14 protein-coding genes and 1 pseudogene are annotated in these 21,605 nt (G+C 38.2%); 4 read left to right on the top strand and 11 right to left on the bottom strand.

Annotated elements, in window-relative coordinates:
- Positions 1-15: 15 nt before the first annotated feature.
- Positions 16-486: a glycine zipper family protein gene (locus COMX_RS08755; protein WP_034340038.1), complete on the top strand. Its 471-nt coding sequence runs from the start codon at positions 16-18 to the stop codon at positions 484-486.
- Between the two features lie 389 nt (positions 487-875).
- A complete protein-coding gene (locus COMX_RS08750; RefSeq protein ID WP_034340036.1) occupies positions 876-1,484 on the top strand; it encodes an SCO family protein in 609 nt (202 codons plus the stop codon).
- 11 nt (positions 1,485-1,495) lie between these two features.
- Here COMX_RS08750 and COMX_RS10760 read toward each other — a convergent pair whose 3' ends face one another.
- Positions 1,496-2,287 (bottom strand): energy transducer TonB, encoded by a 792-nt coding sequence (locus COMX_RS10760; RefSeq protein ID WP_051462046.1) that lies wholly within the window; start codon positions 2,285-2,287, stop codon positions 1,496-1,498.
- Between the two features lie 163 nt (positions 2,288-2,450).
- Between COMX_RS10760 and COMX_RS08740 the strand changes: the two genes are divergently transcribed.
- Together COMX_RS08740 and COMX_RS08735 are read left to right on the top strand one after the other, a co-directional pair.
- Entirely contained in the window at positions 2,451-2,906 is a 456-nt protein-coding gene (locus COMX_RS08740; RefSeq protein WP_034340033.1) for a DUF2946 family protein, read from the top strand.
- Between the two features lie 71 nt (positions 2,907-2,977).
- Entirely contained in the window at positions 2,978-5,167 is a 2,190-nt protein-coding gene (locus tag COMX_RS08735) for a TonB-dependent receptor (protein ID WP_034340030.1), read from the top strand.
- Here COMX_RS08735 and COMX_RS08730 read toward each other — a convergent pair.
- The 10 genes and pseudogenes from COMX_RS08730 to tkt form a co-directional block, all read right to left on the bottom strand.
- Entirely contained in the window at positions 5,150-5,713 is a 564-nt protein-coding gene (locus COMX_RS08730) for a gluconokinase (RefSeq protein WP_034340027.1), read from the bottom strand. The two genes, COMX_RS08735 and COMX_RS08730, sit on opposite strands and share 18 nt — an antisense overlap.
- Positions 5,714-5,725: 12 nt before the next feature.
- Positions 5,726-6,427, bottom strand: a complete 702-nt coding sequence (gene rpiA / locus COMX_RS08725) for a ribose-5-phosphate isomerase RpiA (protein WP_034340025.1) — start codon at positions 6,425-6,427, stop codon at positions 5,726-5,728.
- Positions 6,428-6,502: 75 nt separating this feature from the next.
- Positions 6,503-7,267 carry a 6-phosphogluconolactonase gene (gene pgl / locus COMX_RS08720; protein WP_034340022.1) on the bottom strand — a complete coding sequence of 255 codons (765 nt, stop codon included), beginning with the start codon at positions 7,265-7,267 and terminating at the stop codon, positions 6,503-6,505.
- An 85-nt stretch (positions 7,268-7,352) separates the two neighbouring features.
- The gene (locus tag COMX_RS08715) at positions 7,353-8,201 is read right to left on the bottom strand and encodes a Cof-type HAD-IIB family hydrolase (RefSeq protein WP_051462045.1); all 849 of its coding nucleotides are present in this window, start codon (positions 8,199-8,201) and stop codon (positions 7,353-7,355) included.
- 106 nt (positions 8,202-8,307) lie between these two features.
- The gene (locus COMX_RS08710) at positions 8,308-9,423 is read right to left on the bottom strand and encodes a glycosyltransferase domain-containing protein (RefSeq protein WP_034340021.1); all 1,116 of its coding nucleotides are present in this window, start codon (positions 9,421-9,423) and stop codon (positions 8,308-8,310) included.
- Positions 9,424-9,558: 135 nt separating this feature from the next.
- The gene (gene nifJ / locus COMX_RS08705; RefSeq protein WP_034340018.1) at positions 9,559-13,137 is read right to left on the bottom strand and encodes a pyruvate:ferredoxin (flavodoxin) oxidoreductase; all 3,579 of its coding nucleotides are present in this window, start codon (positions 13,135-13,137) and stop codon (positions 9,559-9,561) included.
- 19 nt (positions 13,138-13,156) lie between these two features.
- Positions 13,157-14,788: an NAD(P)-binding protein gene (locus tag COMX_RS08700; RefSeq protein WP_034340015.1), complete on the bottom strand. Its 1,632-nt coding sequence runs from the start codon at positions 14,786-14,788 to the stop codon at positions 13,157-13,159.
- Positions 14,789-15,190: 402 nt separating this feature from the next.
- Positions 15,191-16,174, bottom strand: coding sequence for a phosphogluconate dehydrogenase (NAD(+)-dependent, decarboxylating) (gene gnd / locus COMX_RS08695; protein WP_034340012.1), 984 nt, complete (start codon positions 16,172-16,174; stop codon positions 15,191-15,193).
- Positions 16,175-16,252: 78 nt separating this feature from the next.
- Positions 16,253-19,115 (bottom strand): annotated as a pseudogene (locus COMX_RS11425) (bifunctional transaldolase/phosoglucose isomerase).
- Positions 19,116-19,234: 119 nt separating this feature from the next.
- On the bottom strand, positions 19,235-21,307 hold the full coding sequence (gene tkt, locus COMX_RS08680) for a transketolase (RefSeq protein ID WP_034340005.1): 2,073 nt from the start codon (positions 21,305-21,307) through the stop codon (positions 19,235-19,237).
- Positions 21,308-21,605: the final 298 nt, after the last annotated feature.

Genomic DNA, 21,605 nt, shown 5'->3' with positions numbered 1-21,605 from the left:
AAAAGGTTCAAAGCAATGAAGATTCGTAAACTAAACACTGTTGCTTTCATAGGAGCAATCTTAGCACTCACCTCCTGCGCTGAAACACCAATGGGACCACAAGTTCAAATAACACCCCCTCCAGGTAAAACATTTGAACAATTTCTAGCAGAAAAACAAGATTGTCAAAAATATGCTGCAAATGATGTACATGGGCAAGCATCACACCAGAATAAACGCGCAATTATTGGAGGTGTCTTGGCAACAGCTGCTGGTGCGGGGCTGGGAGGTGCGCTGGGGGGTGCTTCTGGTGCAGGTATTGGTGCAGCAGGCGGTGCACTGGGTGGTGGCCTAGGGGCAACCAGTTATTCGCAAGGTAAACAAGTGGGTATCCAAACTCAATATGATCAAACCTATACGGCTTGCATGGTTGCTCGTGGGAATAAAATGACACCTAATGCAGTTGTCGTTCAACCAAATGGTGATAATTCAGTTTACGCACAATAAAACACCACCGTGTAAGTGTACAGCAATAATTTATAAGAGGGAATTATCCCTCTTATTCATAGGTGAAATATTATTCAAGCAAGTGAATTATACTTAAAAATTGAAACATTGTGCAAATCAACTTTACATTTTGAACGACTTGAGAGTTACAAAAGACAATCACTTATATAAATTGTGTAAGGACAATGAATTTTCGGACTTTACAGAAAATTTAAAATATTAATTACTATATTTAAGAAATAAACTAGACCTAGAACCTTTACAAAAAAGTAATTATTTTTTTGCTAATAGGAACTGAAATCGATCCTTATCATTCCTTTACAAAAAACAACAGATAAAGCACTATTAATTCCTTAACAAAGTCCTATTGTAAAAAATAAGCAAATCAAATGACACAAAATAAGAAAACACCTATTTTAATTATACTCATTACTGGAGTTATAATTGCCCTAGGAGCTGGTGCTGTTGGTATCTTTTATACAAAACAAGCGATCCAAACCGCCCCTCAGCAAACAGACATAATTGGTGGCGGCTTTCAATTGCTGAGCCCTTCTGGAAATGTTGTCAGTACAGGCAGTTTTAGAGGAAGATGGATGTTAATGTATTTTGGTGCTTCACGTTGCCTCAATGACCAATGCAGCCAAAACCTTAATAAAATGGGCAAAATCATGGAACTGTTGGGGAAAAAATCCACCAAAGTCATTCCTATCTTTATCTCTTTTGACAGTCAGTATGACACTCCTGATCGATTAATGTTATATATGAAGCATTTTAACAATAAAATTATTGCTTTAACTGGCGGCGATTTGGCTATTCGAGATATTTCTATTTTATATCATGTACCTCTTAAAACAGTTCAAGCTACCGAAAAAACCAAACTTATTGAACCTTTTCAACAGTTTATCCTAATGGATCCAACTGGAAAATATAATCAATCAATTAATACCGACGAAACAGCAGAACAAATTGCTGACGCTTTAAGTTCATTAATTCAATAAATCAAAGACAATTATTTCAATTTGTTTAAAGAGAAATGAACTGGCATTGTTGTTTTAATTACAGGCTGCCCTGGTGCAGCCTGACATCTCATAGCTTGCACTGCTTGTATCGCAGCCTGATCTAAATCTGAGAAACCGCTACTTTCTAAAACACCAACTTGTTTTACCTGTCCATCAGCAAGTAATTGATAGCTTACTTGGACGGTTCCTTGCTCGTGACGCCTGCGTGCGGCCATAGGGTAATCTTTAGTCAAGACACTACATCTTTGTGAAGGTGACAAAATCTGACTTGCTGATTGCACAGACGGTGCTACAGAATGTTGAGTTGGGGTTAGTTGCTGATTTGCAGAAGCTGAATGAGTAGCAGGGCTTTTATGTGTTTCATTTTGTGTCGGTTGTGTATCTGCCTGCCTCTTCTCTGATACTATTTTCTGAGACCTAGGAATTGAAATCGGAGCAATCGCATCTATCTGAGGTAAAGTTTCTGAGGCCTCAACAATTGGTTCTGTGACAGATGTTTGTAAATCACTCTGATCTATATTTGGCGCATCATCAGGAATGGGTAATGCAACAGGTGCTTCAAATGCAACCTGTATTGAAGAATACAAAGGATTATCTCGTTTAGGGATTTCCATACACCAAAATGCAATTAATACACACAAGCCATGCAATACAAGGGCAACGAAGCTCTCTCCAATCATATAGTCAAATGAGCCAATTTTTTCCAAAGAAGGCACCATGCGTTTTGACGGGGCCTTCATGGCAGAAATATGTATTGAAGGTGAAATTGGATCCTGCTTCATTAGATCATTCTATAACCATATGCATTAACTTTGCCTTTATCCTTACTTTGTTGATATACCTGCCACACCAAGAAAGCAATTCTCTATTCCTAGAAAAACATATTTGACAATCTTATGCTTTTCATCAACAAAAGAATCATCTTACAAAGAGACAAGAACGTCAATGCAGCCTCTTAATTTACACATTAATAGGATACAAAACAGAAATAAAAGCCACTCTACTTGGTTTTTATATGCCATTTATCTTGTTTTGACTCTTTTTATTACACAATTACTGATCGCACCGTTGACTTTCAGCAATTGGTGGCATTGCCCCATGATGAGCAATGCACAGACTTCTGCACCGATGGATATGGAAGATTGCATGCATATGCAACATACACCCATTTCCAAAGAGACCAAACAAGATCACCATAAAAAATCTCAGCATGGCATGGTTTTATGCCCCCTATGCACCAGCTTTGCTTTACCCACGCCACTTTTATTAAATGGGCCAGAGCTTCCAGCAATCAGTGTGATCATTATTGCCCATCAGATCAAAGCCTATTTCTCACATGCACCACCCACAAAGTTTGTGCGAGAAAACCCCGCTAGAGCCCCTCCATCTTTCAGATTCTGATCTTTCTTATCTATTATAGATAAGGAAACGCTGCATATTCATTTTTATCTATTTTATATCAGAGTCGAATTATGTTCTCTTTTCCACGCACGAGCTATAAATTCTCGCTTATGCTTTCGGTTTTTTTTATTCAATCATCTGTATCAGTATGGGCTGCGGAAACGTCTTCCTCTGCAAAAACTCAAACTTTACCTGCTATTAACATTAATGCTGATGATATAGCCGATGAACCATCCGAAATTACTCCAGGCAGTACAACGTTAAAAGCAGACCAACTGAAAAGCGTTGTAAATAATAGCCCTGATACAGGTGCGTTACTTGAGCATCAAATGGGAATCAGCCTTTATAAATCAGGACGTATTGCATCCTTGCCTGTGTTAAACGGCATGGCGGATGATCGTGTTGCCACCGTAATTGATGGAATGCGCATTACAGGGGACTGCCCCAATCATATGAATCCTGCACTATCTTACCTAAATCCCCATGATGTTTCCGTTATCAATATTATGGCTGGCATCGCACCTGTAAGCCTTGGTGGAGACAGCACAGCAGGCACCATTAATATTGAACGAAAATCCCCTGTTTTTGCCAAGAAGAAAAATAAAATTATTTCTACAGGTCAAGTCTCAGGGTTCTTCCATAGTAATGGTAAAGGGCTTGGGGCTTCTGGAGATGTTACCGTTGCCAATGATCACGTTAGTATTCGTTATAATGGGGGATGGTCGCAATCCAGAAATTACCATGCAGGCGCTGGCGGTGGTAAGGTCAAATCTACACAATATAAGATGTTTAATCATGATGTAACCTTGGCTTATAAAAAGGATAATCATTTACTCTCTCTTAATATTGGACAAACAGATACCCCTTATGAAGGCTTTCCAAATGCCTATATGGACATGACAAAAAATCAATCTGTTTTTATCAATGGAAAGTATAAAGGCGATTTTGATTGGGGAACTTTAGAAGCCAGAGGATATTGGCAACGCGTCACGCATGCTATGAATATGTTGGGTGACAAAGGCGGGCATTCCCCAACCACAGGCATGCCTATGAATAATATCGGACGTTTAGCGGGATATGATATTAAAGGTACCATTTACCTTAATAATAAAAATACTTTACGAGTTGGTAACGAATTCGCCTATTATACGCTTAATGATTGGTGGCCTGCCCTGCAAGGCAGCATGATGATGGGTCCGAATACTTACCATAATATTAATCGTGGGCATCGTAATCGCTTGGGTACCTATGCAGAGCTTGAAACCCAATGGGATCATGATATTATCACCTTGCTCGGTGTCAGAAATGATGTGGTTATGATGAATACTGGGCAAGTTTCAGGTTATAAGGGTCTTGCTGGTATGAATGCCACCGAAGTTGCTGCAATGGACCGTTTTAACAGTGCCAACCGTGGTAAAACCGATGTTAATTTTGATGTTACCGCCCTTTTGCGTTGGAAAGCAGATCCCAACTTTACTTGGGAAACAGGCTATGCCAGAAAAACGCGTTCTCCTAATTTATATGAACGTTATTCATGGGGGACTACTCCAATGGCTATGCGCATGGTCGGATGGTTTGGAGATGGTAATGCCTATCGCGGGGATATTAATCTAAAACCAGAAATTGCCAATACCATCAGTACCAGCTTTAATTTTCATGATACCAAACAAGAAGTCTGGGAATTAAAGATACAACCCTATTATACTTATATTCATCATTATATTAATGTGAACTATCTAGGCAGCGCCTCTGGACGTGCTGGCACGACTATTTCAAATCTGCAATTTGCCAATCATAATGCCCAGCTTTATGGTGTAAACTCTGCAGGTTCGTATAATGTATGGAACAGCAAAAAATTCGGTAAAGGCGTTTTACAAAGTAATTTAAACTGGGTCAGAGGCACTGATCTAACCAATCATACCAACCTCTATCATATGATGCCTGTCAACGGAACACTCAGCCTTAATCAATATATTGGGAATTGGAGTGGTCGTATCGAAGGGGAATTTGTAAATGCCAAAGGTTTAACTGATCCTTTACGACGTGAGCCAAAAACTCCTGGTTATATATTACTTAATATGGGCGCAAGCTATACTTGGAATATGTTCCGACTGGATGGGAGCATTGAAAATGTCATGAATAAAAAATATTACTTGCCTATGGGTGGCTTATCCATTGGCGACCTTATCGCAGATAACAGGGTCAGAGCTTTACCAGGAATTGGACGTTCATTTAATGTGGCTTTAACTGCCAGCTTTTAAGGATCTTTGCTGCAATTGATAAAGTGTCTTTTGCAGCACTTCCTCAAAAGGTTCTTCCTCTACCTTTATTTCAATAAAAGGTTCATTTGGTTGAAGTGGCTCAAGCGTTTCTATCTGGCTTGATAGCAAACTGGCTGGCATAAAATGCCCTTTTCTTTTCAACAACCGTTTTAATAAGATATCCTCGGGCACATGAATATATATAAAATAAAAAGGGTTTTGGATATTTTTTCTTAAAATATCACGATATCTTTTTTTTAATGCAGAACAAGTAAGAATGCCTGACCCATGATGGTTTTGTTCACTTTTTACCAACCAATCATGGCATTTTTCTAGCCATGGAATACGGTCTTCATCTGTTAAAGGAACACCACGAGACATTTTTTCAATATTATGCTCGGAATGCAAATCATCTCCTTCTTGAAAAGGCCAACTTAATTTTTCCCGTAACCCTTTGGCAAGCTTACTTTTTCCACAGCCTGAAACCCCCATCACTACAAGTAAACATGGTTTTATCGTAGATATATCAACTATAGGATCAGGCATTTTACACTCCTACTACTTTAAATGATGTAATCCATCATTACCAGCAATTAACACTTCATTCGTGCAATGAATAAATAATCCATTTTCCATCACACCGACAATTTGATTAATTTCATTTTCCAACTTGACAGGGTCTGTAATTAATCCAAAATTGCAATCCAATATCATATTTGACCCATCCGTTAAGAAAAATTCTTTACTGTCTTTTTTCAAACGAATATCAATATTAGCACCAATTTTTTCCAGATGTTTGGCCGTAGCCTCCCATCCAAAAGGGGTAACTTCTACAGGAACAGGTGTATGATCACCAAGTTGATCAACCATCTTACGCTCATCTACTACTACAACGAATTTTTTAGCAGCATACCGAACAATTTTTTCTCTGAGTAATGCTCCACCCAGCCCTTTGATTAAATTATAACCTTGACGGGTAACTTCATCTGCACCATCAATATCAAGATCAAGTTCGGGGCATTTACCTAAAGTTGTTAACTCAATCCCAAATGATTCCGCAAGATGGGCTGTATCGACTGATGTCGGAACCCCAATAAATCGCAGCCCCTCTTCTTGCCAACGTCTCCCCAAGGCTCTTACAACACAAGCCGCAGTGCTGCCACTTCCTAAACCAACCCTCATTCCAGGAGTGACCAAAGAAGCCCCAAGGTCACCGACTTTTTGTTTATAAAGCTCTATTTGGCTTGTATCTGTGCTCATTTTCTATTCCCTTTATGCCATAAAGCGTATTCTTTATTACCCAATATAGAGTAATAAAGAAATTATCTTTATAACTTACTCTCCACCTGCTGCACGATCAAGAATCCAATGTAATTCTCCCTCGGTTGTGATCGCAGCAGAAGGATAAGGTTTATTCTCGTCACGAACTTCACGAATAATTTGGGTTTTACTATCTCCACTAACCACAAACATCACGAAACGACTGGAAGCAATCGCAGGATAAGTTAAAGTCAACCTTTGATGTGGTGCGTCAGAAGGTTGGCTCCAAGACACCCATTTTTCTTGTTCTTGTAAAACAGGGGTGCCAGGAAATAACGAAGCTGTATGACCATCTGCCCCAAGACCTAACAATACGATATCAAATAAAGGTTTTCCCTTTTGTAACGTTTCAAAACCATAGATTTCTTGTAATTCTGCTTGATAAATCTCAGCAGCTTTTACTGGATCTTCCAAAACTGGCATAGGATGCACATTGCGAAATGGAATATCAATATGCTTTAACAAAGCCTCTTTAACCATATGAAAGTTGCTGTCTGCATCTGTATGGGGAACCATTCTTTCATCTCCGAAAAACAAATGAATTTTATGCCATGGCATCCGGTCTGCATATTCAGAGCTACCTAATAACTCATATAATCTTTTAGGCGTAGAACCACCTGATAATGCAATACATAAGGGCCCATCTTGTTTTTCTTCGGCATGATGTAAAATAGAACTGGCCAAGTAATCAGCTTGAGCCGTTGCATCGGATAAAACAAGCACATATCCTGTCTGCGCAGTATGACCCTTTTCCCCTGTATTTTCTATTTTATCATTCATAACCAGTCCTTTTTAAATATTTTTACGATTAAATAAACTTTATCATAGCGAGATCTAACACGATATTCTATAGAATAAAGACGCCTTAGGCTCTGGGAAGAATAAAATTCTCTACCGCATAAGCCCAGCCATTGTCTTCATTACTTTTCGTTTGAAAATGTGCATGACGATAAACACGTTCGCTGGATTGCCCCATAGCAATTGCTAAACCTGCGATCTCTAACATAGGAATGTCATTATCCATATCTCCGATACAAGCAATTTCCGAAATATCAATTCCATATTGTTTGCCTAACTCAATCGCAGCAAATCCTTTGTTTGCTTTGGGATGGGTAATATCTAAATAATGGTCCGATGAGCGCAATGCTTTGACCGTGTCAGGATATTTTTGATTAATTTGATCAGCCAATTTGTCTAATAACGCTGTATTACTTGAAACACCCTCAATTTTAACAATACGATTTTTATATTGGCTAATATGATCAATAATTTCAGGATCACCACCAACAACAGCCTTTTCATGAGAAATAAAGGGATCATTCCTATCAAAAACAACCCAATCAAATCCCCCAAAAATCCATGCTTTAACATCATTTTTTTGTAATAACTCACAGACCTCATCAGCATCCTGGGTCTTCATAGCCATACTAGAGGCAACAGATCCATCATTCCCAATAATTTCGCCACCATTTAACGCAGCAAAAGGGGTTACAATATTCAAATCCTTAAAAAACATTTGAATCCCTTGAGGCGGCCTGCTACTGACCAAACATAAATGAATGCCTGCTTCTTTTAATTTTTGAACTGCTGTCAGTGCTTCTGGTGTTATTCTTTTATCATCCGTTATTAGCGTTCCATCAATATCTGAAACAAGTAATTTAATTTTATTAGACGGTTTTTTATCAATTCTATGATTATCTAAATTACCCAACATACTCTCCTTGTAACAATATTTAATAGATCACTATTAAGCATATCAATAAATTATATGCTCAATCTTTTAGTAACAAAAAACAACATAAATATAATTGTAAGTAAAATTAACTCCATCCCATATTAACAATAGTTTCCAAAAGAGCATCATTTACATGCATCATAACTCGGAAAGGCACATCTATGAGCTCCAAAGAATCACAATTACCAACTATATCTTTTAAAGGGACATTATGATTTGTTTGAATTATATTCTCAGAATCAATAGTGAGAGCCTCCCAATTTCTAATGTAATTTTTGGGATAATAAGAGTTGTCAGGATGAAAAGAAAGAATATATCCCTTACTTGTCAATAAACACATCTTGGTTTTTTGCCCGTTTTGTATAACAAAACATAAATCATCATTAATTTTATCTGTAAAAACAAACTTTCCACCATGAGGATACGCTAAGAATTTACCATTTTCTTGTATACAAGATAAATAACGTGGTAGATTTCCATCTCTGTTAATCTTTGCAATGTTATTAAACCCAACAATTGCTGATTTATCACCATTTCCATGCCAAACAGACGGCTTTGTACCGTAATGATGGTTTTTTAATATCATCCCGTCGTAAGAAAAGTCATCAACAGAATAATTAAAGGCAGAAAATAGCTCATCATAATAATCTAATTTAATATTCACATCTTGATTTTCGTAAGCAAAATACTGCATAAGTTCCTGGTCATCTAATCTACCTGTTTTCTGAGATGCCTCATAACAAAAATTAATCATTTTACGAAGGCTACCAACATATCCCATATAAACACCACTATTTAGATATTTATTCGGAGTATCTGTTTTTTGCTTAAAAAATTCTAGAATATCATTTCTATCTACTGTACCAATTACACCAGATATTTTTACAGGAGGCCAAAAATTTTTATCAACATTAAACATCATATCGCATTCATATGACAAAAATTTATTTAAAATTACACTATAGTGATCATTAATATTTACATCATAACCATCTGTAAACAGAACAATTGAATCTTCATGCAGATAATCATTGTTTAAAAAAGCTTGTGTTATAGCAATTTTTTGACAAACTCCAACCTTACCTCTCTGATAATTCCCTGATATATTTATAAACTGAAAACCGTTATCAATTGATTGCTGTTTTAAAATATTTAAATTTGCTCCGAATGGGGCTGCAATTGTTAAATGATATATAATCATCTCTTTAATTTCTTTCTGCTATTTTATCTGCCTAAACTATCTTATATCAATATCCTCAAAACCAAAATATATTAATAAACACATAAACGCTCTCAATATCTATAGATATGAGAGCGCTAAAATTTAATAAAAAAGTTAACGTGTTTTAAGTCCAAAAACAACGGGATTGGCTTCGCTACCTTCAATAGCTGCAAGCGCTTCATATTGTTTGTATTTACGTAATACAGCTTGTTGCGCCATATCCATTATTTCCTCTGCCTCGTTTGGACGTACTCGTGCCAAGTTACGATAACGAATTTCATTTCCAGCATATTGTTTTAATGGAATAGAAGGTTTCGGAGAATCAAGTTGGAATGGATTTTTACCAATTTTACGCATCATTGGATCAAATCTAAACAAAGGCCAATATCCAGAATCTGTAGCCAACCCTTGTTGCACCAACCCTTGACGCATATCCAATCCTTGACCAATACAATGGCTGTACGCAACAATCAACGATGGACCATCATATGCCTCTGCTTGACGGAATACATCTAATGTGTGCTGAGGGCTTGCACCCATTGCAACTTGGGCTACATAGACATTATCATAAGTCATTGCCATCAGAGCCAAGTCTTTACGAACAGTTTCTTTACCCGCAGATGCAAATTTAGCGACTGAACCAAATGGAGAAGCCTTTGAAGCTTGTCCTCCAGTATTGGAATACATTTCTGTATCCATCACCAAGATATTTACATTCTGACCAGAGGCAAGCACATGATCTAAACCGCCATACCCAATATCATAAGCCCAACCATCACCACCAACAATCCAAATACTACGGCGGATAAAATGATCGGCTAATGTCAATAAGCGTTTAGCATTTTTATCATTAATCTGAGCTAATCTTGTTTTCAACTCTCCTACACGTAAACGTTGTGCTCTGATTTCTGATTCATGAACTTGATTAGATGTAAGAATAGCATTAACCAACTCTTCTCCCACAACATCTTTTATTTTCAATAATAAATTGGAAGCAACCTCCAATTGCTTATCCGCAGCTACCCTAAAGCCTAATCCAAATTCAGCATTATCTTCATAAAGTGAATTAGACCAAGCTGGTCCTTTTCCTTCTTTATTCATCGCCCACGGAGTGACAGGCATGTTTCCACCATAAATAGAAGAACACCCTGTTGCATTTGCGACTTGTAAACGATCACCAAATAATTGAGTTAATACTTTTAAATAAGGAGTTTCACCACATCCTGCACAAGCACCAGAGAACTCAAATAACGGTTCAAGGAACTGCACACCACGAACGTTAGAGAAATTAATCTTGCTGCGATCATTCACTGGAAGGGTATTAAAGAAATTTAAATTACGCTTTTCACGATCTAACAAAGTTTCTTTTGCTGTCATATTAATCGCACGAACATCAGGTTCTGTTGGGCTACTTGCTGGACAAACACTGACACATAAAGTACAGCCTGTGCAATCCTCTACATAAAACTGCAACGTAAAGTTTGTATTTGGATATCCACGTGCATTTACAGGAGCTGTTTTAAAATCCTCTGGTGCATTTTCTAATTCTTTTTTATCGTAAGTTTTTGCACGGATCACACTATGAGGGCAAACATATCCACATTGACCACATTGAATACACAAATCTTCACGCCATTCAGGGACAAAGTCAGAAATATTGCGTTTTTCATATGCCGCAGTTCCAGAAGGAAATGTTCCATCAGCTGGTAAAAGACTGACTGGCAAACTTTCACCACGACCAGAGAACATGGGTACAATCACATCATGGATAAATTTAGGGGCATTCGCTGGAACTGGATTTTCTTGCGCTAAGTTACTGGATGCATATTCTGGGACCTTGACCTCAAATAAATGATCGCAAGCTGCATCAACAGCCTTATAGTTCTTTTGAACCACTGCATCACCTTTGGCAGAATAGGTTTTATGAATTGATTTTTTAATATAATCAATCGCTTCATCACGAGGCAGCACACCAGAAATCGCGAAGAAACAGGTTTGCAGGATCGTATTTGTCCGCATCCCAAGACCAACTTCTTGAGCAACTTTAGAAGCATCCACAACAAAGAATTTTAATTTTTTCTCAATAATACGCTGTTGTGTTAAGCGTGGTAAATGTTGCCAGACTTCCTCTGCACTATAATGAGAATTCAATAAAAATGTGCCATTGTCCGCAGCATTTTCCAAAATATCTTGACGATATAAGAAATGAAATTGATGACACCCTACAAAATCAGCCTGCTGTACCAAATACGCTGCTTTGATTGGTTCATGACCAAAACGTAAATGAGAAACTGTTTGCGCTCCTGCTTTACGAGAATCATAAACAAAATACCCTTGGGCATATTGTCCTACATCTTCAGAAATAATTTTAACACTATTCTTATTCGCACCAACAGTCCCGTCTGAGCCTAGTCCAAAGAACATTGCACGTTTTGTATCTGATTTCTCAATATTAAATGCAGGATCATAATCCAAACTTGTAAAAGTTAAATCATCTTTAATACCAACGGTGAAACCATGACGCGGTTTTTCGACTTTTAATTCATCGTAAACTGCTTTAACCATCGCTGGGGTGAAATCTTTAGATGACAATCCATAACGTCCACCTATAATTAATGGTAAATGTTCACGATTTCCTCTGGCAACTGCTTCTGCCAAGGTCGCAATCATATCAAGATATAAAGGTTCACCAATTGCACCAGATTCTTTGGTACGATCCATTACAGCAATACGTTTTACAGTCTTTGGTAAAGCTGCCAATACTTGCTGTGCAGGAAATGGACGGTATAAGCGAATTTTTAAAATACCAACAGATTCTCCATTTTCACGTAACTTTGCAACAGTTTGCTCAGCTGTTTCCGCAGCCGAGCCCATCAATACAACAACATATTCAGCATTTGGATCGCCGATATATTCAACCAAATCATAATGACGACCCGTTAATTTTTTAAAACGTGCCATATATTCTTCTACAATTTCAGCCGTTTTATTATAATAAGGATTAACGGCTTCACGTGCTTGGAAGAATGTATCTGGATTATGTGCTGTTCCACGAATAAAAGGGTTCTCAGGGCTTAGCGCGCGTTCGCGGTGGGCTGCAACCAAATCATCATCAATCATTTTCTCGATGATGTCATCAGAAATCATATCGAGTGTATTGAGCTCATGCGAAGTTCTGAAACCATCAAAGAAATGAATAAACGGAACACGCGCTTTTAATGTTGCTGCATGAACAATTAACGATAAATCATGTGCTTCTTGAACAGAATCAGAACAAAGCAACGCAAAACCAGTCATTCTTGCAGCCATCACATCGGAATGGTCACCAAAAATCGACAAAGCAGAAGTCGCAATAGAACGTGCTGCAACATGGAAAACGGTTGATGTTAATTCACCTGCAATTTTATACATATTTGGCAACATCAATAACAGCCCTTGAGACGCTGTAAATGTTGTTGTCAATGCACCGGATTGTAAAGCTCCGTGAACTGCCCCTGCAGCACCGCCTTCACTTTGCATTTGTTGAACGAATGGGATATTTCCCCAAATATTTTTTTTGCCTTTTGCAGCCCAATCATCAATATCCTCTGCCATCGGGGACGAAGGGGTAATTGGGAAAATTGCACAAACTTCATTAACACGATAGGCAATATGCGCAACCGCTGTATTCGCATCCATAATTGTCTTAGACATTTATATATTATCCCTTACCTTATACCCGTTGTTCTGTAACCATATCGATTGCTTGACATGGGCATGTTTCAAAACAAGCAGAACACCCTGTGCAACGATCCATATTGACTTCATACCCATTTCCTGGGCCTAATTTTGTTAATGCTTGCTCTGGACATGCTGCCAAGCAATTGTCACACTCATAACAATTCCCACAAGACAAGCATCGTTGTGCTTCATACACGGCTTCATTTTCTGAAAAGCCGATTAACGTTTCTTTGAAACCAATCCGTTCATCAACAGGCAATTCTTTTTGAATGATTTGTGGTGTTTCTGCTAACAAAGGCAAGTGTAAATCTTTATAGTATGAAATTGGATTTTTCGATGGAATTTGATAGGCGTTCGCACTTAACCAACCATTTATAAATCTAGCCGCCTTTTTCCCTAATCCTACCGCAGTGGTTACACTGCGTGGCCCACGAATGGCATCACCACCAGCAAAAATACCCTCGGCACCCGTCATCATATCTTTACCAACCACAATCGTTCCATCTGGATTTAATTCGATTCCAGAGACCTTACTAAGAAAGCTACTTTCTGGTCTTTGTCCTAATGCCATAATCACAGTATCCATTGGCATGTCTTCGAATTCTTCTGTCGGTTCTGGGCGACCTGTATCACCAACAACCATTTTTCTCAAGACAACTTTATCTTTTTCAATGGACGCAATGGTACTCATACATTTAAATTGAGTTCCCTCGGCATCCGCATCAACGATTTCAAAATCATGTGCTTCCATATGAGGGCGATCCCAAAAGAAAATGATTTTAACAGTCTTGGCACCCATACGAAAAGCTGAACGTGCAGCATCCATAGCGGTGTTGCCTGCCCCATACACCAAAACATTTGCACCAACTTTAGGTTGGTTTCCTGCGCTGACATCATGTAAAAATTCAGCTGCTGATAATACATGGGCCCCTTCTTGCGTCGGAATATCAATCAAAGAAGGCTTGCCCGCACCAATTCCAAGGAATACTGCGTCAAAATTCCCCCCTTTCTTTTCTTGCTCTAAATCTTTGACACGATGATTACATACAATCTTTACGCCCATCTCGACAATACGATCTATATCTTGCTTTAAAATATCACGAGGTAAACGATAAGCTGGAATGCCGTATTGCATCATTCCACCAGGAATTGAAAACGCTTCTCTGATTTCAACTTCATGCCCCATACGACGCAAATGATAAGCTGCAGATAAACCACCCGGCCCCGCACCGATAATCAAGATTTTTTTGCTATTTTGATTGTCTGCAACGGGGACTTTCCAACCGCTAGCATTCGCCATATCACCCAAAAATCGCTCAACAGCATGAATAGTAATAGAACCATCCAAATCACCACGATTACATGAATCTTCACAGGGATGGTAACAAGCACGTCCATGCACTGCTGGCATTGGGTTATTCATCAGAATATGTTCCCAAGCAGCTTGGAATTTGCCCGCTTGCGCTAATGAAAGCCATCCTTGAATATCCTCACCAGCTGGACAAGCATGGTTACAGGGAGGTAAATGATGATTATATACAGGGACTACTGTTCGAATTGGCCCTGCAAAGTCCTTTTTCTCCATATTGATACGGGGACTCATATCATGTTGTTTGATTGTCATACCATGACCTCCATCTATGAACAGACACTACTCATGTCTATTCATTATTTTGTTTCTTGAATGATAAAATTATTAATTTTTTTTATTACGATATTTATAAAATACCGAGTGAGAAGTATAATTATGTTTTATACTTAAACTAAGAAAATATGATTATTGGTTCATAAATTCTTCACCTTTTAATCCTTAATTATAACCGTGTAATGACTGTTTAAACGTTATTCTATATTAGAATATCGCAGAGAATGTATAACAAATTGTTTACTTTGCTTAAAAAAAATTTAGAAAACATCCAAAAATTATTAAATTATATTTTTATAAGCTCAAAAGAAATAAATGGCATAAAAAAAAGCTTTAACCTTTACGATTAAAGCTTTTATTGCAGAAATACTTACAAAAATTTTATTTTTTTTCTACGTGTCCGCCAAAGCCAAAACGCATTGCTGATAACATTTTTTCAGCATATGTGTTTCCTGAACGTGAACGGAAACGAGTAAATAACGCAGCTGTAATAACTGGCGCAGGAACAGCTTCTTCGATTGCAGCTTCAATCGTCCAACGACCTTCACCTGTGTCAGCAACGTCCCCTTGGAATTTAGAAAGGTCACCATCAACAGCCAATGCATCAGCACAAAGATCCAATAACCATGAAGGAATTACACTACCGCGACGCCATACTTCAGCGATATCAGCCATATTTAAATCAAAACGTTGTTCTTCTGGTAAACGATCAGACCCTTTCATACGCATAATGTCAAACCCTTCTGCATAGGCTTGCATCATTCCGTATTCAATACCATTATGAACCATTTTCACAAAGTGACCAGAACCTGCTGGACCGCAATGTAGATATCCTTTTTCCGCACGTGGGTTTAAATTTGAACCACGGTTTTTTGTACGAGGAATATCCCCAATCCCAGGTGCCAAAGATTCAAGAATAGGGTCAATATGATCTACAGCTTCTTGATTTCCACCATACATCATACAATAACCACGTTCTAGACCCCAAACCCCACCAGAGGTTCCAACATCAACATAGTGAATACCTTTTGCATGTAAGATCTTCGCACGACGAACATCATCTTTGTAACATGTGTTACCACCATCAATAACGATATCGCCTTTGCTAAGCATATTACCAAGCGTTTCAATGGCTTTTTCAGTAACATCACCAGATGGTAACATCACCCAAATCACTTTAGGAGAAGGAAGTGCTGCAACCAATGCTTCTAAATCATCTACAACAGCGCTTTTAGGTGCTTCAGCATGAATTTTATCACTGACTGCACGAGTACGGTTTAATAAAACAACTTCATGACCATGACGAGCCAAACGAACAGCCATATTGCCACCCATTCTGCCCAAACCATACATACCTAATTTCATAATAATTTTCCTTTAAATTAACATCATAAAATGAAGGTGCCTTGAAGATTAATCCCACAAGACACTTTCTGTTTTAAACTACAAAGCGCTTAAAATAGTCTTGCTCAAAGTTTCCAAGCCCGCTTTCATATCCCCTTTGACATGAATACGGATCACTCTTCTATCACGTTCTGACAAAACATCAAAATCACCACGAGCTTGTGCCTCTTTTACAATTCCAAATGTATATTTTTCTGCTGGAACTGGCAAATCTTTGACATCATCAACAGTGATTTGCAAGAATACACCTGTTTTTGGCCCACCTTTATAGGCTTGGCCTGTAGAGTGTAAGAAACGAGGACCAAATTCCGCAGCTGTTGCAACTTTTTTCTTGTCACGAATAGCCAAACGAATTTTTTGAATCCAATCACGCGTTGCAAGATCACGTTCGATATAAGCCAATACACCAACATAATCCCCAGTTTGAACCTGAGAAAATAATGTTTTTAAAGCATCTGTCAAAGAAGAAGCATTTTGTAATTTTTCAACTTCAACTTTACCTGCATATACTTCAAAATTACCATCACGAACCACAGGGGTAATATCTGGTAACTTACCATGCTCATTATAAGCTGTGGTAATTTTTTTGGTTTCGATTTTACTTGCTTCAACATCAGGTTGATCAAATGGATCAATTCTAATAAAGGAACCAGCGACTGCCGTTGCGAATTCGGTTTGATAGAAAACTTGTGCAATTTGGTTCTTATCTTGTAAATTCAAGGTAACCACTGGATGACCAGCTGCTTTTAAAGCTTCTAATGCTTTATCTTGAGCTGCATCAACATTACCATTTAAACGCAAATACACAAACAAACGATCATTACCATAATGATCTGGGGTTGTCAGAGTTTCCTCATCAATTGGAACAATACCCTTACCAATCTTACCTGTTGATTCAGCAAGCAACTGTTCCAACCAAGCACCCAAAGAGTTAATGGCAGGAGAAGCAATAATGGTAAATTTATCTCTTTTGAATTGTGCAACCGCTGTTCCCCAGATAGCGCCCAACTGGAGACCAAGATTTTGAGTCAAAGAAGTTTCTGCGGCACATGCTTTTTGCATTTTATGAGCAGATTGTAACAAAGCCCTTAGTGGTAGTCCAGCTGCTGCTGCGGGGATAATACCAAAATTAGATAAGACAGAATAACGTCCACCAATATCTTTTTTACCGTAAAAGATTTTCCAAAAACCGTCTTGTTTAGCAACATCTTCCATATGAGAACCAGGATCAGTTACAGTCACAAAATGGCTTCCGACCTTATCACCAACAACTTTTTTAGCTTCATTATAGAAATAAGCTTTTAAAATGTTTGGCTCTAATGTTCCACCAGATTTAGAAGAAACAATGAATAACGTTTTCCCTAGATCTACTTTTTGTTGAAAGGTAAAAACTTGTTGTGGGTCTGTACTATCCAACACATGCAGAGTTGGGAAACCTGTTTGATGACCAAATACTTCACCTAAAACTTCTGGCCCAAGACTAGACCCTCCCATTCCAAGCAATAAAACATCCGTAAAACCTCTGGCTTTAACTTCGTTTTGAAAAGCCTCAAGGGTTGCAAGGTCACCAACTTGTTCATCAACAATATCTAACCACCCAAGCCATTTACTTTCATCTTTTCCTGTCCACACAGAAGCATCACGCGCCCAGATTTTTTTGACTTTACCCTCTTTATCCCAAGCGTTTAGGCCTTCTTGCACGGCTTTTTGATGATCTGCTGGTAATGCAGATTGCATTTGAATTAATTGTTCGTCCTGCATTAAATTATTTCCCACTTTGTAAAGTTTCTAGTTTTTCTTTAACAGAACCCAACAGTTGATCAAATGCAGTTGCAAATTGAGCAACACCATCAGCTAACAATTTATCTGTTACACCTGCTAAATTTAAATTTAAACGTTGAGCTTCTGATAATATTTTTTTAGCTCCCTCAACATCCTTATCTAGTGTTTGAGAAGCCGTTCCATGATCGCGAAAAGCATCCATTGTTGCAGGAGGAATTGTATTCACGGTATCTTGACCAATCAACTCATCAACATAGATTGTGTCAGGGAAAGATTTATCTTTACATCCAGTACTTGCCCACAATAAACGTTGTGGTTTAGCACCAGCAGCAGCAAGCTTTTTCCAACGATCTGTTTTTAAAACTTCAAGATAATGTTGATAAGCCATTTTCGCATTCGCAAGGGCGACTTTACCACGAACAGCTTTTAATGCTGCACTATCTTTGTCACCAGCAGCAACACGGGTATCGATTTCTTTATCAATTGCTGTATCAATACGACTTACAAAGAATGAGGCAACACTGGAAATATGACCAATATGATGACCTTTGGCTAGATGTTTTTCTAAACCAGCAATATAGGCTTCTAAAACATTTTTATAAGCATCCAAAGAGAACAACAAAGTGACATTAACGTTAATGCCTTCAGAAATTGCTGTTTCAATCGCAGGAATACAGGGTGCTGTTGCTGGAATTTTAATCATCAGATTTTTTTCAGCAACTTGTTTCCATAAACGACGTGCTTCTTCGATTGTCTTTTGACCATCCATCGCAATATAAGGAGACACTTCCAGGCTTACATATCCATCAACGCCTTTGGTTTTTTCCCACACAGGAAACATTACTTTACATGTATTGCGGATATCTTCAATCGCGGCTGTTTCATATAATGTTGGAACATCAGTCAAGCCAGATGCAATTAATTCTTTGAATTGTGGATCATATTCTGTTCCATGACCCATTGCTTTTTCAAAAATTGCTGGGTTAGAAGTAACCCCTTTAAGGTTATCTTCATCAACCAATTTTTTAAGACTGCCATTCGCAGTAAAAGAACGTTGAATAAAATCTAACCACGGAGATTGTCCATATTTTTCAAGTTGAACAAGAGGATTTTCAGCCATTTGAATTTTTTCCTTTTAAAGTTAACTTATAAAACAAATTATGTACTAATTATGTCATATTACAAATATTAAAGCCCTCTTTCTAGCTATTGTAAAGAGGGCTCTTTTCATCTAATCCACTATTTTTTAAGCTGCTCTCTAGCAACTTTAAGAACATTTTCTACTGTAAAACCGAAATGTTCGCGTAATTTATCATAAGGTGCAGAAGCCCCAAAACTGCGCATTGCAATGATGGCTCCAGTTGGACCTGCATAACGGTCCCAACCAATTGGAGATCCCTGTTCGATCGCAACACGACCCGTGATATGTGGAGGTAATACTTCGTCACGATAAGATTGTGGTTGCTCTTCAAAGATTTCCCATGAAGGCATAGAAACAACACGAGCTTTTTGACCTTCTTTAATCAATACCTCATATGCTTCCATCGCCAGCCCAACTTCACTGCCAGATGCAATCAAGATCACTTCAGGCAACTCACCACAACAAGCAACAACATAACCCCCTTTGTGTAACCCTGCAGCAGAGGCGTATTTAGAACGATCAATAGTGGGTAAATTTTGACGGCTTAATGCCAAAACAACAGGATGAGCATGATTATAATCTTGTCCCATTGCCAGTTTCCATGCTTCTACAACTTCATTTGCATCCGCTGGTCGAATTGTACGAATCCCTGGAGTTGCACGGAAATGTGCTAATTGTTCAATAGGTTGATGGGTCGGACCATCTTCGCCAACACCAATACTATCATGTGTAAATACATAAACAATCGGCAAGCCCATAATAGAAGCCAAGCGAACTGGGTTTTTCATATAATCAGAGAAAATAAAGAATCCAGCAGCGTAAGTTCTAAGACCACTTAATGCGATACCATTGGCGATTGCACCCATTGCGTGTTCACGAACACCGTAATGAATATTACGACCACAAAAAGTGCCATTACCTTCTGGATAATCAGGGCTTTGGAATACACCTGCGTCAGCAAATTCTAACCAGCTTTTATTTGAAGGTGCAAGGTCAGCAGACCCACCAACCATCCAAGGAATGTTTTTAGCAATTGCGTTCAATACTTTTCCAGAACTTGCACGAGAAGCAACCCCTTTTGGATCAGCCTCAAAAACTGGAATATCTTTGTCCCACCCTTTTGGTAAACGATGATGAATAATATCTTCAATTTCTTGAGCAAGTTCTGGATGCTTTGTTTTATATTCAGCAAATAATGCATTCCATTTTTGGCTTGCTTCCGCACCACGTTTACCAATGCCAGCAGCAAAATGTTCTTTGACGCCATCTGCAACATAGAATGTTTTATCTTCAGGCATACCATATACTTTTTTAGTTGCCTTAACTTCATCTGGTCCAAGAGGTTCACCATGAACACCATGTGTACCAGCTTTGTTAGGAGAACCATACCCAATGATACTATCTAAGATAACCAAACTTGGTGCATCAGATGCTTGACGTGCTTCATGTAATTTTGCTTGGAAGTCTGCAATGTTATTGGCATCTTTCACTTCATGAATATGCCAACCTTGGGCTTTGAAGCGTTTTGCAACATCGTCTGTAAAGGCAATGTTAATATTACCTTCAATAGAAATGCGGTTACGGTCGTAAACCCAAACCAAATTTCCAAGTTTTAAATGACCAGCAACAGAAGCAGCTTCATAAGAAATTCCTTCCATTAAATCACCATCACCACAGAAGGTATAGATGTGATAATCAAACAAAGGAAAACCTTGTTGATTATATCTTGAGGCCAACCATTTTTGTGCAATGGCCATCCCTACAGAAGTTGCCAACCCTTGTCCCAAAGGTCCTGTGGTTGTTTCAACACCAGCTGTATGACGATATTCTGGATGACCAGGAGTTTTTGAATTAAACTGTCTAAACTGTTCTAAATCTTGTAGAGTCAATGCTGGCTTTTGCTCAACTTTACCATCATGGGTAACATTGTGAATTCCAGCTAAATGAATCATTGAATATAATAATGCAGAAGCGTGACCACCAGAAAGCACAAAACGATCGCGTGCTGGCCATAATGGGTTTGCTGGATCATAATTTAACACGTTATTCCACAGCGCATATGCAGCTGGTGCCAAACCCATTGGTGTTCCAGGATGCCCAGAATTGGCAGCCTGTACTTGGTCAATCGCTAAACCACGAATTGTATTAATACAAAGTTCATCAATATTCATTCAAATCTCTCCTAAATAAAGTCTTTTACCCTAATCAATCATAGAGCAATTAATACATGATCTTAATACGCATTTAAAAAAAGAAAACCAAAATTCTTTACTAAATTAGATTATCATCTCTTTATATCACAAAAAGTTGGGAGTTAAAAAAAACAAAATGACCATTTAAAAACAATAGAGACCATTATTTTTTTGGTAAAAAAAAACACTATACGCCCAAATAAAAAGGATTATTAATTTTAGATCAAAGCGTTAAAAACTTATAATTACTGTATCAATATAATAAACAATCTTTAAC

Source organism: Commensalibacter papalotli (ex Servin-Garciduenas et al. 2014) (genome assembly GCF_000527695.1).
In the GTDB taxonomy this organism is placed as follows: Bacteria; Pseudomonadota; Alphaproteobacteria; order Acetobacterales; family Acetobacteraceae; genus Commensalibacter; species Commensalibacter papalotli.
Note: the sequence above shows the minus strand (reverse complement) of the source record. Positions and strands in the feature narration are given on the sequence as shown.

What these genes read in the sequence shown, in the direction of transcription:
- COMX_RS08755 (WP_034340038.1), top strand. Translation starts at nt 16, where the DNA reads ATGAAGATTCGTAAACTAAACACTGTTGCTTTCATAGGAGCAATCTTA.
- COMX_RS08750 (WP_034340036.1), top strand. Translation starts at nt 876, where the DNA reads ATGACACAAAATAAGAAAACACCTATTTTAATTATACTCATTACTGGA.
- COMX_RS10760 (WP_051462046.1), bottom strand. Translation starts at nt 2,287, where the DNA reads ATGAAGCAGGATCCAATTTCACCTTCAATACATATTTCTGCCATGAAG.
- COMX_RS08740 (WP_034340033.1), top strand. Translation starts at nt 2,451, where the DNA reads ATGCAGCCTCTTAATTTACACATTAATAGGATACAAAACAGAAATAAA.
- COMX_RS08735 (WP_034340030.1), top strand. Translation starts at nt 2,978, where the DNA reads ATGTTCTCTTTTCCACGCACGAGCTATAAATTCTCGCTTATGCTTTCG.
- COMX_RS08730 (WP_034340027.1), bottom strand. Translation starts at nt 5,713, where the DNA reads ATGCCTGATCCTATAGTTGATATATCTACGATAAAACCATGTTTACTT.
- rpiA (WP_034340025.1), bottom strand. Translation starts at nt 6,427, where the DNA reads ATGAGCACAGATACAAGCCAAATAGAGCTTTATAAACAAAAAGTCGGT.
- pgl (WP_034340022.1), bottom strand. Translation starts at nt 7,267, where the DNA reads ATGAATGATAAAATAGAAAATACAGGGGAAAAGGGTCATACTGCGCAG.
- COMX_RS08715 (WP_051462045.1), bottom strand. Translation starts at nt 8,201, where the DNA reads ATGTTGGGTAATTTAGATAATCATAGAATTGATAAAAAACCGTCTAAT.
- COMX_RS08710 (WP_034340021.1), bottom strand. Translation starts at nt 9,423, where the DNA reads ATGATTATATATCATTTAACAATTGCAGCCCCATTCGGAGCAAATTTA.
- nifJ (WP_034340018.1), bottom strand. Translation starts at nt 13,137, where the DNA reads ATGTCTAAGACAATTATGGATGCGAATACAGCGGTTGCGCATATTGCC.
- COMX_RS08700 (WP_034340015.1), bottom strand. Translation starts at nt 14,788, where the DNA reads ATGACAATCAAACAACATGATATGAGTCCCCGTATCAATATGGAGAAA.
- gnd (WP_034340012.1), bottom strand. Translation starts at nt 16,174, where the DNA reads ATGAAATTAGGTATGTATGGTTTGGGCAGAATGGGTGGCAATATGGCT.
- tkt (WP_034340005.1), bottom strand. Translation starts at nt 21,307, where the DNA reads ATGAATATTGATGAACTTTGTATTAATACAATTCGTGGTTTAGCGATT.